The 20692-nt window shown below is 41.7% G+C and carries 18 protein-coding genes; 3 read left to right on the top strand and 15 right to left on the bottom strand.

What is annotated here, in order from left to right; genetic code table 11:
- Window positions 1-20: 20 nt before the first annotated feature.
- Together CLV94_RS01030 and CLV94_RS01035 are read right to left on the bottom strand one after the other, a co-directional pair.
- Window positions 21-2474 carry a YfhO family protein gene (locus tag CLV94_RS01030; RefSeq protein ID WP_121374609.1) on the bottom strand — a complete coding sequence of 818 codons (2454 nt, stop codon included), beginning with the start codon at window positions 2472-2474 and terminating at the stop codon, window positions 21-23.
- A 72-nt stretch (window positions 2475-2546) separates the two neighbouring features.
- Window positions 2547-2825 (bottom strand): DUF4834 family protein, encoded by a 279-nt coding sequence (locus CLV94_RS01035; RefSeq protein WP_121374610.1) that lies wholly within the window; start codon window positions 2823-2825, stop codon window positions 2547-2549.
- Between the two features lie 128 nt (window positions 2826-2953).
- On the opposite strand from CLV94_RS01035, the gene CLV94_RS01040 reads away from it, so the two are divergent.
- Together CLV94_RS01040 and CLV94_RS01045 are read left to right on the top strand one after the other, a co-directional pair.
- The gene (locus CLV94_RS01040; RefSeq protein WP_121376190.1) at window positions 2954-3919 is read left to right on the top strand and encodes a transporter; all 966 of its coding nucleotides are present in this window, start codon (window positions 2954-2956) and stop codon (window positions 3917-3919) included.
- 6 nt (window positions 3920-3925) lie between these two features.
- The gene (locus CLV94_RS01045; protein WP_121374611.1) at window positions 3926-5044 is read left to right on the top strand and encodes a GTP cyclohydrolase; all 1119 of its coding nucleotides are present in this window, start codon (window positions 3926-3928) and stop codon (window positions 5042-5044) included.
- A gap of 57 nt (window positions 5045-5101) precedes the next feature.
- Here the strand turns inward: CLV94_RS01045 and CLV94_RS01050 are convergent, their stop codons facing one another.
- The 12 genes from CLV94_RS01050 to CLV94_RS01105 all read right to left on the bottom strand — a co-directional run bounded on the left by CLV94_RS01050 (window position 5102) and on the right by CLV94_RS01105 (window position 15495).
- Window positions 5102-5569, bottom strand: coding sequence for a hypothetical protein (locus tag CLV94_RS01050; RefSeq protein ID WP_121374612.1), 468 nt, complete (start codon window positions 5567-5569; stop codon window positions 5102-5104).
- A gap of 161 nt (window positions 5570-5730) precedes the next feature.
- The gene (locus CLV94_RS01055) at window positions 5731-6999 is read right to left on the bottom strand and encodes an aminotransferase class I/II-fold pyridoxal phosphate-dependent enzyme (protein WP_121374613.1); all 1269 of its coding nucleotides are present in this window, start codon (window positions 6997-6999) and stop codon (window positions 5731-5733) included.
- Window positions 7000-7239: 240 nt separating this feature from the next.
- Window positions 7240-7911: a DUF4339 domain-containing protein gene (locus CLV94_RS01060; RefSeq protein WP_121374614.1), complete on the bottom strand. Its 672-nt coding sequence runs from the start codon at window positions 7909-7911 to the stop codon at window positions 7240-7242.
- Between the two features lie 442 nt (window positions 7912-8353).
- Window positions 8354-8686 (bottom strand): DUF4339 domain-containing protein, encoded by a 333-nt coding sequence (locus CLV94_RS01065; protein WP_121374615.1) that lies wholly within the window; start codon window positions 8684-8686, stop codon window positions 8354-8356.
- A 189-nt stretch (window positions 8687-8875) separates the two neighbouring features.
- A complete protein-coding gene (locus CLV94_RS01070; protein WP_121374616.1) occupies window positions 8876-9256 on the bottom strand; it encodes a PH domain-containing protein in 381 nt (126 codons plus the stop codon).
- A 28-nt stretch (window positions 9257-9284) separates the two neighbouring features.
- The gene (locus tag CLV94_RS01075) at window positions 9285-9830 is read right to left on the bottom strand and encodes a lipoprotein (protein WP_121374617.1); all 546 of its coding nucleotides are present in this window, start codon (window positions 9828-9830) and stop codon (window positions 9285-9287) included.
- A gap of 66 nt (window positions 9831-9896) precedes the next feature.
- On the bottom strand, window positions 9897-11186 hold the full coding sequence (locus tag CLV94_RS01080) for a metallophosphoesterase (protein WP_121374618.1): 1290 nt from the start codon (window positions 11184-11186) through the stop codon (window positions 9897-9899).
- 89 nt (window positions 11187-11275) lie between these two features.
- Window positions 11276-11482: a helix-turn-helix domain-containing protein gene (locus CLV94_RS01085; protein WP_121374619.1), complete on the bottom strand. Its 207-nt coding sequence runs from the start codon at window positions 11480-11482 to the stop codon at window positions 11276-11278.
- Window positions 11483-11485: 3 nt separating this feature from the next.
- Window positions 11486-11986 carry a hypothetical protein gene (locus tag CLV94_RS01090; protein WP_121374620.1) on the bottom strand — a complete coding sequence of 167 codons (501 nt, stop codon included), beginning with the start codon at window positions 11984-11986 and terminating at the stop codon, window positions 11486-11488.
- A gap of 94 nt (window positions 11987-12080) precedes the next feature.
- Window positions 12081-12581: a hypothetical protein gene (locus CLV94_RS01095; protein ID WP_121374621.1), complete on the bottom strand. Its 501-nt coding sequence runs from the start codon at window positions 12579-12581 to the stop codon at window positions 12081-12083.
- Between the two features lie 23 nt (window positions 12582-12604).
- Window positions 12605-14611 (bottom strand): cytidine/deoxycytidylate deaminase family protein, encoded by a 2007-nt coding sequence (locus CLV94_RS17125; protein ID WP_121374622.1) that lies wholly within the window; start codon window positions 14609-14611, stop codon window positions 12605-12607.
- Between the two features lie 464 nt (window positions 14612-15075).
- On the bottom strand, window positions 15076-15495 hold the full coding sequence (locus tag CLV94_RS01105) for a hypothetical protein (protein ID WP_245982408.1): 420 nt from the start codon (window positions 15493-15495) through the stop codon (window positions 15076-15078).
- Window positions 15496-15863: 368 nt separating this feature from the next.
- On the opposite strand from CLV94_RS01105, the gene CLV94_RS01110 reads away from it, so the two are divergent.
- Window positions 15864-17852, top strand: a complete 1989-nt coding sequence (locus tag CLV94_RS01110) for a S9 family peptidase (RefSeq protein WP_121374624.1) — start codon at window positions 15864-15866, stop codon at window positions 17850-17852.
- Window positions 17853-18060: 208 nt separating this feature from the next.
- Here the strand turns inward: CLV94_RS01110 and CLV94_RS01115 are convergent, their stop codons facing one another.
- Entirely contained in the window at window positions 18061-20451 is a 2391-nt protein-coding gene (locus CLV94_RS01115) for a TonB-dependent receptor (protein ID WP_121374625.1), read from the bottom strand.
- Window positions 20452-20692 lie beyond the last annotated feature (241 nt).

Raw genomic sequence — 20692 nt, forward strand, 5'->3', positions numbered from 1 at the left:
ATGAGTTATAACTCGATAACTTAATTTTTAGGTTCGGATTTCTTCCTTTTGTTTTCGAAATAGATGCCTCCCGCTAAAAGCAATAGCATCAATATTGAGCTGATTAACGTAATCGTGCTTCCTGTTTTTACTACTTGAGGCTCGAATTTAAACTCAATCGTATGTTTTCCTGCAGGCACTTCCAATCCTCTTAAAGTATAGTCTACCCTAAAATGTTCAGTTTCTTTGCCATCAATTGTCACTTTCCATCCTTTTGGATAATAGATTTCAGAAAAAACGGCCAGGCCTTTATTGGCGTTATTAGAAGTATATTTCAAATGGTTCGGCTTGTAGCTGTTCAGCACGATCGTTGCCGTGCTGTCTTTTTGATACGTTTTTGAAATCGGATTCTTAAACTCTTTCTGGTTGAAAACCGCTTGGTTTTTAGTATCTAATTTATCCAAAGCCTTCATCTCCTCGTCTGGCGTGTTTACGAATTTTACTTCTTTTACAAACCAAGCATTGCCGTTGGCATCAGGATTTATAATCGGATACTCCTGCCCTTTTTCATCAACTTGGATGACATATTTGGTATTCAGCATGTTCAACACGTTCAAGTTGTTTTTGCCAATCTGATAGTCAAAAAGTTGCTCTATTCTTCTCGGCCTTACGGCACTGTAACCCGACAATGATTTGTGGAAATAAGATGTTCTGGCCTGCAGTCTTCCTGCAATTTCATAGACGCGGTATTGGGTCGTATCTTTTAAAATCTGCAAATCAGAATGCGTCGGCTGAAACGGCTCGTTCACTTCTCTTGCGCTTACAAAACCAGTACTATCTAAATAGTTTTTGTCAATAAAAAACAAATCGCCGATCATAAAAAGACCGACCAAAATAACCGCAAAAGTCTGCGATAATTTATTTTTCACATGCAGCCATAACAAACCCGCAGCTACTAAGATCAATAATCCAGAACGTAGCAGGTCTCTATTATACATGCTTTTTCTATCTTCTCTTAACGCTTCCACAAAGCCAGAGCCGAAAGCATCGCTTCCTTGTGCTTGGCTAAACATTTGCTGCATTTGGGCATCATACGGTCCTGTAAAATCAAACATACTTTTAGCTACAAAAAGCAATACGATGATTCCTAAGCTTACGCCTGCAGCTAATTTCAAGGATTTCCACTGTTCGTCTTTTTCGGATTTGAAAAAACTTTGGAGTCCCATAATTGCCAGAACCGGAATACACAATTCAAGGATTACCTGAATCGACGAAACCGCCCTGAATTTATCGTACATCGGAACAAAGTCGATGAAAAAGTCAGTCATGATTGGGAAGTTCTTTCCCCAAGAAAGCAGTAGCGAGAAAATAGCTCCTGCTAAAAACGCATATTTTATTTTTCTTTTATCGTGGAACAAGGCCAAAATGCATAAAAAGAAAACGACAGCGCCAATATAAGCGGGAGCCGCCACGATAGGCTGATCTCCCCAATAAGTTTTGGCGTAGGCTTCTGTAAAGCCTTTCGCTTCTTCTGGAGTGGCTCCTTGAGCAGAGATAAACTCGTATACTTTAGATTCGCTTCCTAAGTGTTCAGAATTGGATCCTCCAAACAATCTTGGCGCAAATAGGTTCAAGCTCTCAGAGATTCCGTAGCTGTATTCCGTGATATAGTCATACGACATCGATGACGTCGTGCTGTTTTTAGAACCATCAGGATTGTAGGTCAGCTCGCTTTTGCCACGCATACTGAAGTCTGCATACTCAGAAGTCGCCATAAGACTGGTCGCATTCGCTCCAATAGCCAGAATTCCTGCCACTGCAAATACTCCAAGGGCATATAAAAATCCTTTATAATCTTTCTGCTTGATGTATTTGTATAGAAAAAAGATACCTAATATCAGCAATAAAAACAAAAGGTAATAGGTCATCTGGAAGTGGTTTGCGTTGATTTCCAAAGCGCCGGCTACCATCGTAAGCAGACCTCCCAAGATATATTTTCGCCTAAAGACCAAAACCACACCGGCTACAACCAGCGGCATATAAGCGATGGCATGGGCCTTGGCATTGTGCCCTACACCTAATATGATAATCAAATAAGTCGAAAAACCAAAGGCGAGAGCCCCGAAAAAGGCCTTGAGCGGATCGACTCTAAGTACTAATAGCAATCCGTAAAAACCGAGAAAGTACAAGAAAAGATAATCGGCAGGACGAGGCAGAAAACGCAACGCATCATCCAGCGCACCTACAAAATCATTCGGGTATTTGGCTCCTAATTGGTAAGTCGGCATTCCGCCAAAAGCAGCATTTGTCCAATACGGCTCTTCTTTTTCCTTGGCTCGGAAATCGTTCTGCTCTTTTGCCATACCTGTATACTGCGCAATATCAGACTGGTAAATCTGCTTGCCCTGCATTACAGGATAAAAATAAATTAGGGAAACCAAAACAAAGCCTAAAATGGCCAATAAGTGAGGATAATACTTGCTGATTATTTTCATACGGTGTAAATTGAAAACAAATAAATAAAGGCGTGAAGATACGCTTTACCGCAAATATATTCAAAGAAAAGTTTAGTCTATTTCTTCGTAATCGATGTACTCGCCTACTTTTTTAGTCTCACGAGGCCTGTCTGATCTTCTGTTGGTATTGGTGTTGCCGTTTACAAAATCATCTTGGCTGTTCTGTCTTTGGTAATTTTGCTGCTGCTGTTGAAAACTCTGTTCTGCTTTTTGCACTACAGTTCGTACCATGATTGGAAAAAATATCCTAGCCAACAGCTTGAAGCCGTAATAAATACAGACAAGGATAAACAAGGTTTTCAAAACTCCGTTAAATGAAGCGAATTGCATAATCTAAAATTTTAAAGCGTAAAATTAGCAAATAGAACGCTTAAATTTAAAATATCCTTCTTAAATAAATAATAAATTATAGTACTTTTGGGTTATACTAACCATTGCTAATGAAAACCACAGAGAATATGTCAAAATTAAGATTTGCTTCCTTACTGTTCTTCGCCTTCTGTTCTTCTGCGATTTATGCCCAATTTACTGACGATATCAACTCCAACCGACCTGGAGAATCCATGTCTGGATTTTCAGTCGGAAAGACCGTATTTCAGGCTGAAGCTGGAATTTATGCTTTGGCAGAAGACCATGACCTTCTAAATTACGACGCCAAAGGATTTGGCCTTGATCTGGCACTCCGTTATGGCGCTTTCCTAGAGCAGTTGGAATTCATCATGAACCTGCAATATCAGGCTGACCAGTACAATACCGTTTTAGAATCAGAAAACAGAAACGCAGTGAAAAAACTGACGCTTGGTGCCAAATACCTCATCTATGATCCTTTTAAAAATTACGAAGAAAAAGTAAACATCTATAGCTGGAAAGCCAACCACCGATTCAAATGGAGACAATTTATTCCTGCCGTGGGCGTATATGCCGGAGCTAATATCAATTTCTCCAACAATCCGTATACTTTTCCGACCGACCCGAAGATCAGCCCAAAGCTGATGGTTATTACCCAAAACCATTTCGGAAGCCGCTATGTGTTCGTCATGAATATTATTGCCGACAGGATTACTACCGATTATCCAAGCTACGGAATCATCGCGACCATGACCCGAGGATTTAACGAAAAATGGTCTGGATTTTTAGAACTCCAAGGCTACCAAAGTGATTATTATTCTGATGCCATCGGGCGTGTAGGTGCGGCTTATCTTTTGCAGCCTAACTTGCAGGTCGATGCCTCTATCAGCAAAAACATCAAGGATACGCCTTCGATTTTCTACGGAGGAGTTGGTGTTTCTTGGAGATTCGATGGCTTCTACAAAGACATCATGATTCAAGGTCCGGACAAGAGCGACAAAAAAGATAAAAAGAAGGACAAGAAAAAAGAAGAAGAGAAAAAACGAATTGACGAAGTCGGAGGAGAAAAAGAATAACAAGCAATGATAACAATTAAAGAAGCGAATACCAAAGCCCTGCTTTTGGACTACGTAAAATTTCCATTTTCACTATACAAAGACAACAAATATTGGGTTCCGCCCATCATAAGCGAAGAATTAGAAACCTTCGACAAGACTAAAAATCCAGCTTTTGCCAGCGCCGACGCCAAATTCTATCTGGCTTACAAAGACAATACTATTGTCGGAAGAATTGCCGCTATCATCAACTGGAACGAAGTCAAAGACCAAGGCAAGAAAAAAGTACGATTCGGCTGGTTTGATGTGATCGACGATATCGAAGTTACCAAAGCGCTTTTAGAAAAAGTGCACGAATTCGGAAAAGAAAACCAGCTTGAATATGTCGAAGGTCCTGTAGGCTTTTCCAATCTCGACAAAGTAGGTGTGCTTACGGAAGGTTTCGACCAGATCAGTACCATGATTACGTGGTATAATTTCCCTTACTACAAAGAACATTTCGAAAAGCTCGGAATGACGGTCGAAAAAGAATATGTCGAAAGCAAATTTCCGTTCAGCAACGTAAAGCCTGAATTTTTCCTCAAGGTGAACGACCTTATCATAAAAAGGTACCAGCTCAAGCCGCTGAATTTCAAATCTACTAAAGATGTGATGCCGTATGTAGACAAGATGTTCGACCTGTTCAACAAGAGCTATGCCGACTTGGCTTCTTTTGTGGCGATAACGGATATCCAGAAAGAATATTTTAAGAAAAAATACATCAGCTTTATCAATCCAGAGTTTATCAAGTTTATCGAAGATAAAGACCAGAACATTGTTGCTTTTAGTATCGTAATGCCTTCCTTTTCTGAAGCACTGCAGAAAGCCAAAGGAAAGCTATTCCCTTTTGGATTCTTGCACCTGCTTAAAGCCAGGAAGAACAGCAAGGATATGATTTTCTACCTGATCGGCGTTGATCCGGAATACCAGAACAAGGGCGTAACAGCTATCATCTTCAACGAATATTACAAGACTTTTACAGAAAAGGGAATCCAAACCTGCTACAGGACACCGGAACTGACCGACAATACGGCCATCCACAACCTGTGGAAGCACTTTGAGCCTGTGATCCACAAAAGGAGATGCACCTATGTAAAAAACCTATAACATAAAAAAGTTCCAGCACTTTCGTACTGGAACTTTTTTATACTTAATTAATTCAATCTATTCGCAGGCTACTTTTTTCAGCGCCATCTTCTCATCGAATTTCACTGATTTCTTGTCTTTAAAAACCTGCTTGTTATCTTTTTCGGTTATGTCTCCAAAGCCTTGCAGCAAGGCATCGCCTTTACGCAAGAAAACGGCTTCTCTTACGGAAGTCATGCCTTCCGACTGGAACATATAATCGGCATACAAAGTATCGCCTTTAAACATACCCGTAAACGTCCCTGTATTGCCGTCTTTTTCAAACAGGGCATACTTGAGGTCGCCCGATACATTATTGCCATTGGTTATGGCCAATGATAGACTAATCGTGTCTTTGCCGTTGGCATATTCATAACATTCTTTTGCAGGAGCCGTTATTTCCGGCTGTTCCATTTCAGGCTCTGTGACAACTTGCGTATCTTCTGCTTTTTTATTGCAGGCCGCCAAGCTGATAATCATTCCCAATACTAAAAATCTGGTTTTCATAGGTGTTCTTTTTGTGGTTAGCAGTCCTAAAGGTAAAATTTTTAAGCGAGGCTTTTGTTAATTAAGTCGTAAAGTTGGAAAGCCTGAAAGTTGGGAAAGAGCAAATACTAAATAAAAAAAGCCACCCTTTTCAGAATGGCTTTTTTGCAATGTTTTCTATTTTATCGTTCGTCGCTTACGTCAACCGTAGTCTTGGCAGCGATTTCTTTGTAGGTTCCGTTTACCAGTTTTTCGCGTATCGCTTCAAAAGCAGACAGCGTTTCTTCGATGTCTCCAAGAGTATGCGAAGCCGTCGGAATCATACGCAACAAGATAATACCTTTAGGGATAACTGGATACACTACGATAGATAAGAAGATACCGTAGTTTTCTCTCAAGTCGTTTACCATTACCATAGCTTCAGGGATGCTTCCTTCAAGATATACCGGAGTGATGCACGTATTGGTATCGCCAATGTTAAAACCTCTATCCTTCAATCCTTTTTGAAGCGCGTTTACGTTTTCCCAAAGCTTGTCTTTTATTTCAGACGAGTTGCGCAGCAATTCCAGACGTTTCAACGAACCGATGGTTTGGATCATCGGAAGCGCTTTCGCGAACATTTGCGAACGCAGGTTGTATTTTAGGTAATCGATAATGTCTTTATCTGCAGCCACGAAAGCTCCAATATTCGCCATTGATTTGGCAAATGTAGAGAAATAGACGTCAATTCCATCTTGGCATCCTTGCTCTTCTCCGGCACCGGCACCTGTTTTTCCAAGCGTACCGAAACCATGCGCGTCATCTACCAAAAGACGGAAATTGTATTTTTCTTTCATCGCCACGATCTCTTTCAGCTTTCCTTGCTGTCCTCTCATCCCAAAAACACCTTCTGTGATAAAAAGGATTCCTCCACCTGTTTCGGTAGCCATTTTAGTGGCACGCTGCAGGTTTTTCTCCATGCTTTCCAGATCGTTGTGCTTGTACGTAAAACGCTTGCCCATGTGAAGACGGACTCCGTCAATGATACACGCATGCGAATCTACGTCATACACTATAATATCGTTTTTAGTCACCAAGGCATCAATAATAGATACCATTCCTTGGTAGCCGAAATTCAAAAGATAAGCCGCCTCTTTCATTACGAAGGTAGCAAGCTCGTTTTCCAATTGTTCGTGATACTTGGTATGTCCGCTCATCATACGGGCACCCATAGGATAGGCCGCTCCATAAGCTGCTGCTGCTTCCGTATCTGCCTTGCGTACTTCAGGGTGGTTGGCCAGTCCCAAATAATCGTTAAGACTCCAGTTCAAAATATCCTTTCCGTGAAATTTCATTCTCGGCCCTAAATCACCTTCCAATTTAGGAAACACATAATATCCTTCTGCCTGTGAAGCCCATTTTCCAAGAGGCCCCTTATTTTGCTGTATTCTTTCGAATAAATCTTTTACCATAATATGATAGTTAATTTTCTTTTATTGGAATCGAGTCTTTTAGACTCGCGTGCAAAAATAAATATTTATACATTATTACGCTCCCGAAAGCTGATTTATTTTACCTGCAAATGTATTCTTTCCATCTACAGCCTGCTAGCTTCAAAAATAAAACCGCTCCTGTGCAGGGGAGCGGTTTTCATTAGGGTTGGGTCAAACTTGTGGTATAAATGGAAATTTTTGGTTATTCTCTCTTAATGATCAATCTTCTGCAGATGCTGTGTCAAGCCCATGCATTTCTGCTTTCAGCAGCTTGATTTCGTCTTTCCAGACTTCTATTTTTTTATTGGCAGCTTCTATTTCTTGCTGCCTGACATCCGACATCCTCAAAAACTGAAAGTACCTGGCACCCATAAGCTCTTGCTCTGCCGCTGCCAGATTTTGGTCTGCTATAGCAAGCTCAATCTCAATCTGCGCTATCCTTTTGGTTGATGCCTTTTTCTCTGCCAGCAACAAGGGCTGCTTTTCGGGCAAGGCTTGTACCGATACCACACGCTCTTGCATAAACAGCTCTTTTGATTCTTGAAGCTCATTATGGCTTCGCTGCTCGTCTTGCGTGATGGTGCTCGTAATGTAAAAACTATAAAACAGTATGCCAAAACCTAATAACAATCCCGCAGCTACAAAAAGCAGCAGGCGGTCCTTAAAAAAAGAAGCTGTTTCGTCATCTACCGATTCGCGGAACCCTCCTTCCCTCCTCTTCAAGCTTGTCCGAAACAGCTCTTTTAATTCTGGAATGCTTCTGGCTCTTGACCAGCGCTCCAATCCGAAAAACCAGACTAGAGTATCCCTGTCAATTCCTTTAGATTTCAAATCGTTGAGATCGAAAGGACCCAGATTTTGCTCCCCATTATTTATGTAATACTTTTTCATAAAAGAATAGTGACTTCAAAATTGCAACCTGAGGCAGGCAACCTACATCAAATGTACTATCACAAAAACCGATTTCCTTACGGGTTTCCGTAAAAAGGCTTCTTTTTTGAAAAAATTATTTCTAGTAATGCCGAAAAGCTAGAAAGTACTGCTAAATGCTGCTTGTTCTTTTTATTTATTTTCTCTTTTTCAATGCGAAACGTATAGTTGCATGATGTACAGCAAGAACAAAAAAACCGCCCGAAGGCGGTTTAATCTGGATTCGCATCACTATTATGGCAAGCTCTGCGTGTCCCAACTGTTAATCAAAATATACTTAACACCAAATATAAAGTCCTAAGTTGCTCTTTCCTTACGGCTATCCGTAAAAGCGTTTCTTTTTTGATAAATAGTTTGACAGATGGGAAGAATACGTATTTATTGAAGTCCAAAAGACCTGTATTTATAAGCTAAGACGCATGAAAAAGAAAATAATCGTGCCCGCAAATACAAGCACAAAGAGCAGTAAAAATTTATCGATATGTTTTAGGAAAAAAGATTCTTCTTTTTCCATCTTGGCAATATAATAATTCTCCAGTCCTTGTCGGCCCGTCAGTTCGTGACGCGGAAGGCTGTTAAACAGTACATGAAGTTCTCTGATGTCTTTTGCCGGCGTCCAGCCGTCTAGCCCTATAAACCATACCATCGTTTCCTGTGTAATCTTGTGGTCTTTTAAGTCTTCGAGGCTAAAAGGGCCCAAATTTTCGTTACCCCTGTTCAGATAATACTTCTTCATGGTTTACAATTTACAATCTATATCGCTTTTTGTTACATAACGCCAAAAATAGCCGTCAAAAAAACAATTCCCTTACGGATTCCCGTAAATCTTATTATTTTTTTTATTTGTGTTACAAATTAGTAAATAAAAAAACCCGAAGCAATGCTTCGGGCTATTATTTTTCTTAAAAAAGCAATTACTCTTTTCTTACTTTAACACATGGTGCGCCAATACTTTTTGCACTTCATATACGTTCACCGACTTGTTGAACTGCTTCTTGATACTCGGGTTGGCTTCGCTAGATACCCAGATTTTTAATTCGGCATCCAATTCAAAAGTACCTGCCGTTTCTACGCTAAAGCGACTGATGGCTTTATAAGCGATTGACTTGTATTCGGTCTTGCTTCCTGTAAGTCCTTGTTTGTCAATCAAGATCAATCTCTTGGTCGTAAAGATAAAGGTGTCGCGGATCAGCTTAAAGCCCAGCTCGATGTTCTCATCGTCCGTTAGCAGCTGTCCGTATTTCTTTTGAAGTTCCTCTTGGCTCACCGCACCTGCGTTGCCCAATAAAGCAGAAAATAATCCCATTGTTGTATGTATTTGAGTTACGTTAAATTTATTCTGTTACAGTCATCAGTGCCTTCTCGATCTTTTTGTCGGCACCAAATTCATCATGATAGGCTTTCGTAGCGGCATCAGGAGCATCGGTTACCGTAATCTCGGCCTTTTCTTCTTTCAGGCCTTTTGGATCGGTATCATAAATAATGCCTCTTGACTTTTTTCGCAGCTTTCCCTGCGCATCAATCACGATCGTGCCAATATAATACGACTTGCCTGCTTCGGGAACCGCAATGTTCGCATAGCCGATCGGAAGGTTGATCGAGCCATAAGGCGTATAGATGTATTTTACAAAATGATTGCCTTTTGGCAGCTTCATGACCAGCAGTCCGTGTTCGGACAGTTTATACGACAGCACTCCTTTCTCATTTTCGTCAAAATAAATCTTGGCATTTTTGGTCACGTCCTTGCCTTCGTTTAAGATCTTGATTTCACCCAAAATGATGGTTTCGGACTCCGAAAGCGCGTCCGATTTCGACAGTCTTCCCGTACTGCAGGAAGCCAGCAGAGCGGTAAAGCACAGCAAGAGGATGTATTTTTTCATGGCAGAATATTTCCGCTAAGGTACGAGTATTTGTTTACAATTCCTCCTTTTTCAGTACCCTCCAGGCTATAACTTTGTCTTCCTGCCGAGGTCATCAACAGCATATTCTTTCCCTTGTTCGATAAGCAGTCCTAGGGTCTTGCCGCTGCTTTTTTCGGTTCCGTGCTTTACGTCAATCTTAAAAACCCTGCCCTCATAATCGGCGGTAATCTCATCGACAACCGAATGTCCGATGACCAGCTTTTCGCCTCCATAATAGCGCAGCACGCCTTCCAGCTCTTCTTGCGAAGGCTTGTGCGTAGGCGCATTAGAAGGGTCATTAAAGAAATAGACCGCGCGGTAGAGCATAGTGAGCGACAGGCTCCTGTCCCAATACGGACTGTAATACGAACTGAGCACCAGCGCTTCGCGTGGGTTCTCCAGCTTTTGGTCAGGATAGACTCCATAGTATTTTCTGGCAATGGCGTTCATTTCCGAAAACGACAGCTTTTCAGCGACATGCTTCGTATTCAGTCCGGCGTGCACAAAAAGGTAGGGACCGATCTTTTCCGCTACGTTTTTGGTACGGAGCCACTTTCCCAATTCTGAATCGGCAGAAAACAGCCGCCGTAATCCTTGGTCCCAGCGCGTCGTCTCGGCAATGCGTTTGGCAGCTTCCATATATTTGAAATCGCAGTACGATACGTCACCGTAAAGATTCATGATTTCGTGATTGCCCAAGATATAATGCACCTTGCCGCCCGCTTTTTCGGCTTCTTGTTCCAGCCTGTAGATCAGCCATAGTACCTGCGTGGTATTCTTGCCGCGGTCTACAAAATCCCCGTCGAGTACCAGATGTCCTTTGCCGAATGTCCAGCGGTACTGCTTGTCCATCACGCCGTTGGCCATCAGAAAACTATAAAAGCCATCAAAGTTGCCTTCAATATCCGAAATAGCGAGCAGCTTTTCGGGAAGCGGAAACTGATCCGGACCCGTTGCATAACTATTCCGAAGGCTAACGCTGAATTCATCGTTGTCTGCATTAGCTGCTTTTACGATTACGCTGCGCGAACTGTCAAGCGGTTCTACATACAGACTGTTCGTGCTATCCACTCGATAGATGGTGTCACCAAACACATAAGGTCCGTCTTCGCCGTCTAGCTTGGTCTCGAAGATTTCGTTGTGCTTAAAGCCGAACTCCTTGTCGTCGCGCCAAAGCGCATTCAGTCCCGACCAGTAATAGATATAGGTTCCCTCCCGCTCGTCAATGTCGGAATAGCCAAAATACAGTGTGGTGCCGACCCAGTAGCCCAGCACGACGATAGCCGTCCATTTTATAATTTTTTTTGCTCGTTTTTTGAATTTTGATGATAGCATGATTGCTAATTTTAGTGTTATTTTTTGGACATACGAATCCTATCCGAGCCTTTGGGGCTCAGCAATTAGTATGGCAGTACGGTCGGGGATTAGTCTTCCTGGTATTCCAGCAGATCGCCAGGCTGGCAGTCAAGTGCCTTGCAGAGCGCTTCCAAGGTCGAAAGCTTTAAGGCCTTGGCCTTGCCTGTCTTTAGCACCGACAGGTTGCCCTGCGTGATGCCGATCTTTTCGGCCAGTTCTTGCGACTGCATCTTGCGCCTCGCCAGCATGATATCGATGTTGATGATGATGGCCATTCGTTATATGGTTAGTTCGGTTTGAGACTGCAGCTCATAACCTTCTTTAAAATAGGCCAGCATAAAATAGATCACGATGCCCAGCACGAGGTGCAGTACTATATAGGAGTCGTTTCTTGCATAGGCTTCGTCCTGAAACTGCAAAAAGCCGAGCAATAACAGTAAAGGCACTGCCAGCACGTTAAGCAGGGCAAAGCACTTGAGCCAGGCAATGACCTCTTGATTAAAGGTGATTTCAGAACTCATGCCATGGAAAATCTTGCACAAGAAAAACGTAAAGACGGCATAGAAAGCCAAATAAAACAGTGCCATGCCCAAGTTGGCAAAATTGGCGCTGGCAACCAGCGCACCACCCTTAAATGGAATCTCGATCTGCTTTATGCCTGTAGCTCCCGAAAAGTAAGCAAAGGCAGCATAACCCAGGTTCAACAATTGCAGGGCAAAAGCAATAAAGCAGCCGTGTACCAGCAGCCGCGAAAGCGAATTTTTTCCGATGAGTTTCATTTGCGATAGAATTTATTACCGCAAAAATAGAATAATTTACCGTATTAAGGTAAATTTATTTCGTATTGGAGTAAAATTTAACATTTTACGCTTACTAAAGTGCTTCGAGTAAAACTGTCATTTCTGTTTGGACTTTCGGGTCTTTTGATTTTGCGGTTATGGTTCGCAGTACGGCTTCTATAAAAGCGATTTCATCTTCGTGCCTATCGTCCAATTGATCAAGGTTTATTGTTTTTCCGTCGTTCGTGTGGGCTTCTATAGATGACAGCATTCCGTTACCATGCAGCGTGCGTTGTTGCGGAGCCCTATCGATGGCATTAAAAAGGTTCAGGATCTCCGTAAGCGAGGTTTCATCAAGAGGCACGGTTTGGCTATCTGACGGATGGTTCTTCACATCGGCAGACGCTGCTACTACGCTATTCAGGTTCTTAACCTCGGCAACCCCTTTTTTGCTATTGATGGTAATCTGTTTGGGATATTTGGCATGGCTTAGGTTGATGATGATGGTTGAAACGCTGGCGAGTTCTTCTTTTCGCTGCTCTTTTTGGGAGCAGGAAATACAGGTTAGCAATAAGAGGAAAAGTATGTTTTTCATAATTTATCTATTATCTTTAAAATTTAGGCTTTACTTTTTAACCCTCTTTCTATTAAATCAATAATGTCTTCATTTGTTATTCCCTCTGTTTTTTCTTTTAAATAATCCTTAACAAATTGAGAATCAATTTTTTTTAAAACATTTTTAAACTGTATGCCTATGCCATTTTTAGGATTAATATTTAATGTCATTGAAATTTCATCCTTATAAGCAAGGAAAGGCTCATATAATTTATGATATACTGTACCTATAGCTCCAGAAAAAGGAATCATTTTTGGTCTTTTATCCATATCCCCTCCTTTTAATATTTGATCATTTGAAATTCCTGGATATGGGTCTATAAAATAAATTTTCCTTATCCCTAATTGATAAGCTTTTTTTGAGCATAATTCGCAAGGACTTGCCGTAGTAAACAAGGATCCATTCACAACCCCTTGCCCTCCAAGTTTAGTAATTTGTAGCATCGCATTTTCTTCTGCATGTAAGGATCTCGTATGTACTTGATTTGCTTCTCCTTCATAATGATTGTGGATCGTTTTAAAACAGAAAGAACAGTTTTTACCATTTAAATCTTCTTTATTTTGTTTTAACGAATCATTAAAATAATCAATTAATACCGCTTTGAAATTACCTAACTTTTCATTTTTATATTTGAAATTTGATAAATTTGAAACTATTCCCTTTTCAAAATCACTATAATGTACACTTTTGTTAAGTTCTTTTTCATCTCCAAAATAGTCTTCAACACTTCTTAAATTACAAGGAGTATGCCCTTTGGCTACATCATTCCATCCGCAAGACATAAGATAATAGTTTACGTCAGTAATAACAGCTCCGACCTTTCTCGAGATACAGCCAGAATTTAATTTTGCCGTATTGGCAATTTGCATACTTCTTTCAAGAGAACTGGGCGTTATTAATCCAGGCTGCTGAATAAGAGCTATAAATTTCATTAACTGTTCTTCACGAACTAAAAAACCATTTTTATTTACATTCGTATTATCAGTAAATTTTTTTATTTGATTCTTTTTAAGATTAAATATATGATAATCACTTTTTTGTATGCAATTTTCTACATCAGGGGATGAAAATTTACCACTTGCAAAATCATTAGTTTTATATTCAGTTTCGTCCAACTCTAATAGTTTTTTTACAACTTTATCTCTCTCAATATCATCTTTTATTTTGTTCTTTAAACGAAATTCTATTCTTCCTTTTGCATTATTTAAAACATCTTTCGTAGCAAGCATGTAAAAAGCCGAATATCTTTCTTTAAAAAACATAATCTCTAAAGAATTTCTTAGTGAATCAATTACAATTTTTGTCGGTTTGTTACCATTAAAATCCTTACGTGCTTTCACCAATTTATTAATTAATAATGCTATAGAAAAAATACTGTCGATATTAACATGCTCATCATCTAAGGGATCTCCATTGCTCCTTATATTACATGAAACAGAATGTAACAAGCGTGTTCTCCTATAATATCCATGATTTTCTAATAATTCGAAAATCTTCTTTGATAAATTTTTAAAATTACCTTCAAAATATAAATCATTTAATTTTTTTAAATCAGGTACTGAATTTATTGATTCAAACTTTTTTAATTCTCTAATTTTCTTTATTGTATCTTTATATTCCTTGTCTAGCTTTTGAATTTCTTTCAATATTTCACTTACAGCCTTGCCGTTATTATCTGTTTTTGATTCTCTAAAAAATTTTCTAAATAAGCTCTTCATTTTGGAATAGTCCCCTCCATATCTATGTAATATATAAAAAAGGAGCACACTTTTATATTTAATTACTTCAAATGGTTGCCAATTACCCTTATGGGATAAAAAAGATTTTGTAATCTCATATTTTCTTCTAAATATCACATCATCAAATTCACTTTCTTTTCTTAAACCTTTCAATGATTGAAAATCTTTTGATAAAAATTCAGATATCATTGTACATCCAGACCCGGTCCTTCCAGTAATACCAATTAACGTAAATTCTTTTCTTAATGAATATAAATTATCTAGCTTCATTTTTTACATTTTTTTATAAATAATTAAAAATTAAAAACTCAATATTATTAATAATTAATAAATAATTAACTTTTTTTTTAAATAAAAATAATACTCCAAAAATACTAAATCATAAAAACACCCCTTACGGTTTCCCGTAATCTTCCTAAAAATCTCCACCAACCCCTCAAAATACCCCGCGCGATACGTTCTATCACCCGCGTTTGGCGTTATACAACGCCACGGATGGCGTTCGGAACGTAAAAATTGGCGTTCAGAACGCCAAAATCCACGTTAGGTAACGCCAAATTTGGCGTCGGGAACGTGTCGCGCGGGGTTCCGGACGCCGCGCGCGGGGTTCGGAACGCCAAACGCGGGCGATGGAACGCCATCCGTGGCGTTCCGGACGCCAAATGCACATAAAAAAACCTGGGAGCTTTCGCTTCCAGGTTCACTATATATACGGTTTTAGGGGTAATTAAGAGCTATTCAGACTTAGGGCCTGAATCTGGCTGGCTTGTAGCAGGGCCGCCACCTTTAAAAAACTGCTTTAGTTCTGATACCTTAGCTTCAAAACCTCCCATACCCGACGCCACTTTATATTTGGTGTAGTCGTAGTCGGTAAGCGCAGCTTGATAATTGTCCCAGTCATGAAGGATTTTCGAGCTGTCAAGCCCGATCTTCAAGTTGTCCAGTCGCATCAGCAGTCCCTGAAGGAACGAACGGCTGTCAAAATCCTTCTTGAACTCTACCCAGTCCACATCCGGACTGGCTAAACTACTCTGGGTGTCATAAAAGTCATTGACCTTGTTAATCACGAGCTTGTTCTGCTCGTTCACGCTTCCGTACAACATACGTTCTTGTGGCGTCAAGGCTGACAGTTTAGGGGTCAGCGCTGCCTCCATGGCAGCAAGCGCATTTAACACCGCCGTCTTTTCTTCGGGGGTGAAATGCTTCGAATTTAAATTTACAAACGGCATTGAAAAAAGTATTAAGTTATTACTACCACATGAACGCATAAAAACAACAAAAAGTATAGTTATAGTTAAATTTTACTATATTTAATTATAAATTAACAATTACACAAACAAATACACACCAAAAAAAAGCATACACAACATAAATTCCAAATCAAAAACCCTAAATCAAAAAATCACCAATCCTAAATCCCTCCATGTAACAAAACACAACAACCCACGACATATACCTTTGAACGGCAGCACCTTGTACGGCTTCCGTTTTCTATTACCGTTCAACCTTAAACAACTAAATCATGATCAAAAAAACAACAGTGATGCTGTCGTTATTGGCCCTGTCGGCAGCCCATGCCCAGACCCAAGACAGTCAGCCGGGCAACAAGTCCCTGCCATCGAGCAAAGAAGAGCTTGCCAAGCTCGCCGCCTTAGAAACAGGCACCTACGGCTATTCTGTAGACGATTATTTCAAGAGACCTGCACAGAGCAGCTTCCAGTTTTCTCCAAACGGACTTTATTTTTCGTATAAGGAACGCGACGACAAGGGCAAGAACCATGTCTATATCAAGAACACCGCTACCGGCAAGGTTGTCAAGGCCATCGAAGAAAAAGACGAACTGATCCGCGGCTACGGCTGGGCGAACAATGAGCGCCTGATCTATGTGCAGGACAAAGGCGGTAATGAAAACTTCCACATCTATGGCGTAGACCTTGACGGCGGCAACAAGATGGACCTTACTCCTTTTGAAGGCGTTCGTGCAGGCATCATCAAGATACTGAAAGAGCAGCCTGACTATATGATCATCCAGATGAACAAAGACAATCCGGAAATCTTCGAACCTTTCAAGCTCAACATCAAGACCGGGGCGCTGGTCAAATTGTTCGAAAATAAAGATGCCGCCAATCCGATTGGAGGTTATGATTTTGACAAAGACGGCGTGCTGAAAGGCTATACCAAACAGCACAACGGTACCGAGAACGAAATCTATTACAGAACTGCCGAGGACAAGCCTTTTGAAAAGATTGCCACGACTACCTGGAAAGACCAATTTTCGATCATTGCCTTCGACTATACGACACCGAATCCGCATGATGCGTATGTATTGAGCAACTTGGAGAGCAACACGGCCGAGATCATACTATACGACTTTGCTACCCGCAAGACCATCAAGAAAGTATTCTCGAATCCTACGTTTGACGTGGGCGGCCTCAGCACTTCCCGAAAAAGAGGCTATGAGGTAGACTACTACAGCTATACCGGAGAGAAAAACGAAACCGTGCCCGTGAGCGCGACCTATAAGAAATTGCATGCCAAATTCGAAAAACAATTCAGCGGCAGAGAATTCGGCATCAGCGGGGTAACCGACGATGAGGACAAATTCTTACTGTATGTTTCCAGCGACAGACTCTATGGCAGCTACTACCTGTATGATGCTAAAAAAGACAGCTTTAAAGAAATCATGAACCTGATGCCGCAGCTTAAAGAAGGCGACATGGCCGAGATGCGTCCGATTAAATTCAAATCCCGCGACGGACTTGATGTGTATGCGTATCTGACCATTCCGAAACAAGCCACGCTGGGCAAGAAAGTACCATTGATCGTGAATCCTCACGGCGGACCTTACGGCGTAAGAGACGAATGGAGCTTTAACCCAGAAACACAGCTGTTTGCAAGCAGAGGTTATGCTACGCTACAAGTCAACTATAGAGGTTCTGGAGGCTATGGCAAGAAATTTTTCTTGGCAGGTAACAAGCAGATCGGCCGCAACATGCTGAACGACCTAGAAGACGGCGTGGCTTATGTCAAGTCGCTCGGATTGATCGACGACAAAAAAATAGCGGTATATGGCGCCAGCTATGGCGGACTGGCTACTTTGGGCAGTTTGGTAAAAACACCCGATTTGTATGTATGTGGCGTAGACTATGTGGGCGTATCCAACCTGTTTACCTTCTTCAAGTCGTTCCCACCCTATTGGAAACCTTTCTTGGCACAAGTATACCAACAGTGGTATGACGAGAACAGCGCCGAGGACCAAAAAATCATGCGCGAGGTATCTCCAGCCCTGAATGCAGACAAGATTACCAAACCGCTCTTTGTAGTACAAGGCGCCAACGACCCAAGAGTCAACATCAACGAATCTGACCAGGTTGTCGAAAACCTCAGAAAACGAGGACTGGACACACCGTATATGGTAAAATATAACGAAGGCCACGGCTTCGGCCGCGAAGAAAACCGCATCGAGCTCTATAAGTGCATGATGGGCTTCTTTGCCAAACATTTGAAATAAAAAAAATCCCGCTTTTACAGCGGGATTTTTTATTTAGGATTTTTTTATTTAGGATTTTTGATTTTAGATTTAGAAGTTGATAGTTGATAGTTCATAGTTGATAGTTGATAGTTGATAGTTCAAAGTTCGCAATTCCTAATTCAAAATTCGTAATTCTCAAAAATCCTAAATCAAAAATCCTAAATCCTAAATCAAAAATCTAAAATCCCTAAATTCTCCTCTGCTCTTCCGTCTGCTCCTTATTTCTTTCTTTTAATTTCTGATTCCCGAAACTATAACGGAAGCCCAGCCTGAAATTCTGCGTGTCGCCATAAGAATCAGATGAATTGTATTGGTTGCCGTAGTTGGTCGTTATGGTAATTTTTTCGCCGCGGTAGATGTCCGAAAAGATACCATACACCTCTCCGTTGCCTTTTAGTATCTTTTTGCGCAGTGCCAGCGACAGGTTGGTCGTAGACGTAAAGACAAAAGTACCCTGTACCGAAGACGAATTGTAATAAAAATTGATCTCGCCATTAAAATCTTTCTTTTTGTTCAATGCAAAACGATTGTTGATGCTCGCATTATACGTCGGCTTTCCGTTTTTATACAGCTTGCCATCAATCCCTTGAAAACGATCTTCTACATAGCTCAACCCAGACTGGATTCCCGCATCCCACCAGCCCGTAAACGCCAGATTGGTATTGAACTCCAAGCCAAACGCATAATCCTTGTCGATGTTCGTAAAATGATACACAACGGTATTCGTCTCGTAATCCTGGTACGAAATCTCCATCGACGGGTCTTTCTCCAATCGGTAGAACAAGTCGAAATTATACTTGCCTTTTAGCGTATACAGCAAATTCAGGTTGTGCGTGATGGTCGGCAACAATTTTGGATCGCCCGTGAAATACGAATAATTATTGTTGTAAACGCGAAACGGATTGAGCATGCTGTAGCGCGGCCTGCTGATTCTCTTGCCGTACGAAAACCCGATCTCATGATTTTCAGAAGGCTTATACATCGTATAAAACGTAGGGAAAAGCTTGAAATAATTTTGGTCGTTCACTTCAGAAGTGGTAACCGAGTTGCCTTCGAGCGAGGTATATTCGCCGCGCAGTCCGGCCTTGACGCTCCATTTGCCAAATTCCCTGCCATAGCTCACATAACCCGCATAAATCCACTCGTCATACAGAAACTTGCTCGTGCGCCCTTCATTCGGCACCAATACCCCGCCGATAGCATCGCGGTAATCTAAGTTGCTATTGGCCGATACATTGCCATATTTGATTCCCGCCTCTAACGCACCGTTTGTCTCGTTGCTGTAATCCGCCTGTGCCGAGAACAGCTTGATGCCTTGGCGGCTCTTGCTCACAAAACGCACATCGCGGTAAGGGGCGCTGTCTGGCAACGAAAAAGTCGTATTGATATCCTGATTGTCCTTAGACAGATAGTTTGTAAAATCAGAATTGAAGACCAGCTTCGATTTTTCCGAAAGCTTGCGTTCGTATAAAAAATTGTACGCCGCATTACGGGCTGGATTCTTGCGGTTGTTCATCGTGACATAGAGCGAATCAAGCTGTCCGTCGGCACCCGTGATAGAAGTCGGGGCTGCATACTTTCCGTGCTGTTCTGGTGCTTGGAAACCCGTAGTACCGATAGAAAATAAATTCAGTGAATCCAGTTCATACGATGCCTCCAGACGGTACGAATGCTGCTCTAGCGATTTGCTCTTGCGGCGCAGCAAGCTCTTCCATTCCGATGCCGTGTTGCCGTTTTCATCATAATAGCGCACAATGTCGGTACTTTCGTCAACATATTCGCCCATCCCAAAACTGTAGCGCCCCATCAAAGACAGCTTCTTGCCTTTGTAGATATGTCCTGTAGAAGTTATCGCTTTCGGATACATCGACTGCACGTAGGCCGTATTGATAGATCCTTTGTAGCCTGGGGAAATCGCCTTCTTGAGCTTGATGTTGAGCACCGCGCTGCCCTGCGCATCATATTTGGCGGGCGGGTTCGTGATGACCTCAACCGACTTTACGTCTTCTCCGCTCGTATTTTCAAGATATTGTTTCAGCTCGTCTCCCGACATGTATACTTTTTTGTCGTTGATGGTTACCAGTATGCTCTGGCTGCCGCGAATGGTGATGCCCCCGCCTCCCGAAGTAGTCACGCCTGGCGTTTTGGAAACAATCTCCCATGCATTGTTAGACGCCAGCGACGAGTTTTCGACCGTAAACTCCATACGGTCGACCAGCCTTTTTACTACCGGGCGCTTGGAAACGATCTCTACGCCTTCTAGCATTTCAGAAGCACGGGCCAGCACGATATCGCCCAGCTCCATGTCGCCTGTAACCTCTATATTTTTGTAGGCAGTAGACATTCCTACCGAACTTGCCTTTACAATGTAATTTCCTTTTTCGACCGCTCCTATCTCAAAACGCCCGAGCTCGTCGGCAAGCGCCGTCCTGTAGGCAGAAGAGTCCTGTGCTTTTAGCAACGCCATGTCGGCAAAAGGCACTGCCCTGCCCTCGGCATCCTTAACGGAACCCGAGAGCCTGTGCTGTGCCATGCTCCCGAAAGGAAGCAGTAATAAAAAAATAACTAACTGTTTCATGATTTGATTGATGATTGAAATTCGATTGATTGACTTGATTGATGATGATTGAAACTCGATGATTGATGGTGCAAATCTCTGCAAACCCTTTCTGCAATCGGGTTAACGAAGGGTTAATGAAGGGTTAAACACAAAAGCGCTGGCGGCTGCCTATTTAACAAAGCAAGCTATCCCGTGACGCCCTGCCGTGCAGCGTGTGGCATGGCGCAAGGCTGCCCTTTCAAATTTGGTTAAAGAACGG

This window comes from Flavobacterium endophyticum, from assembly GCF_003634455.1.
In the GTDB taxonomy this organism is placed as follows: Bacteria; Bacteroidota; Bacteroidia; order Flavobacteriales; family Flavobacteriaceae; genus Flavobacterium; species Flavobacterium endophyticum.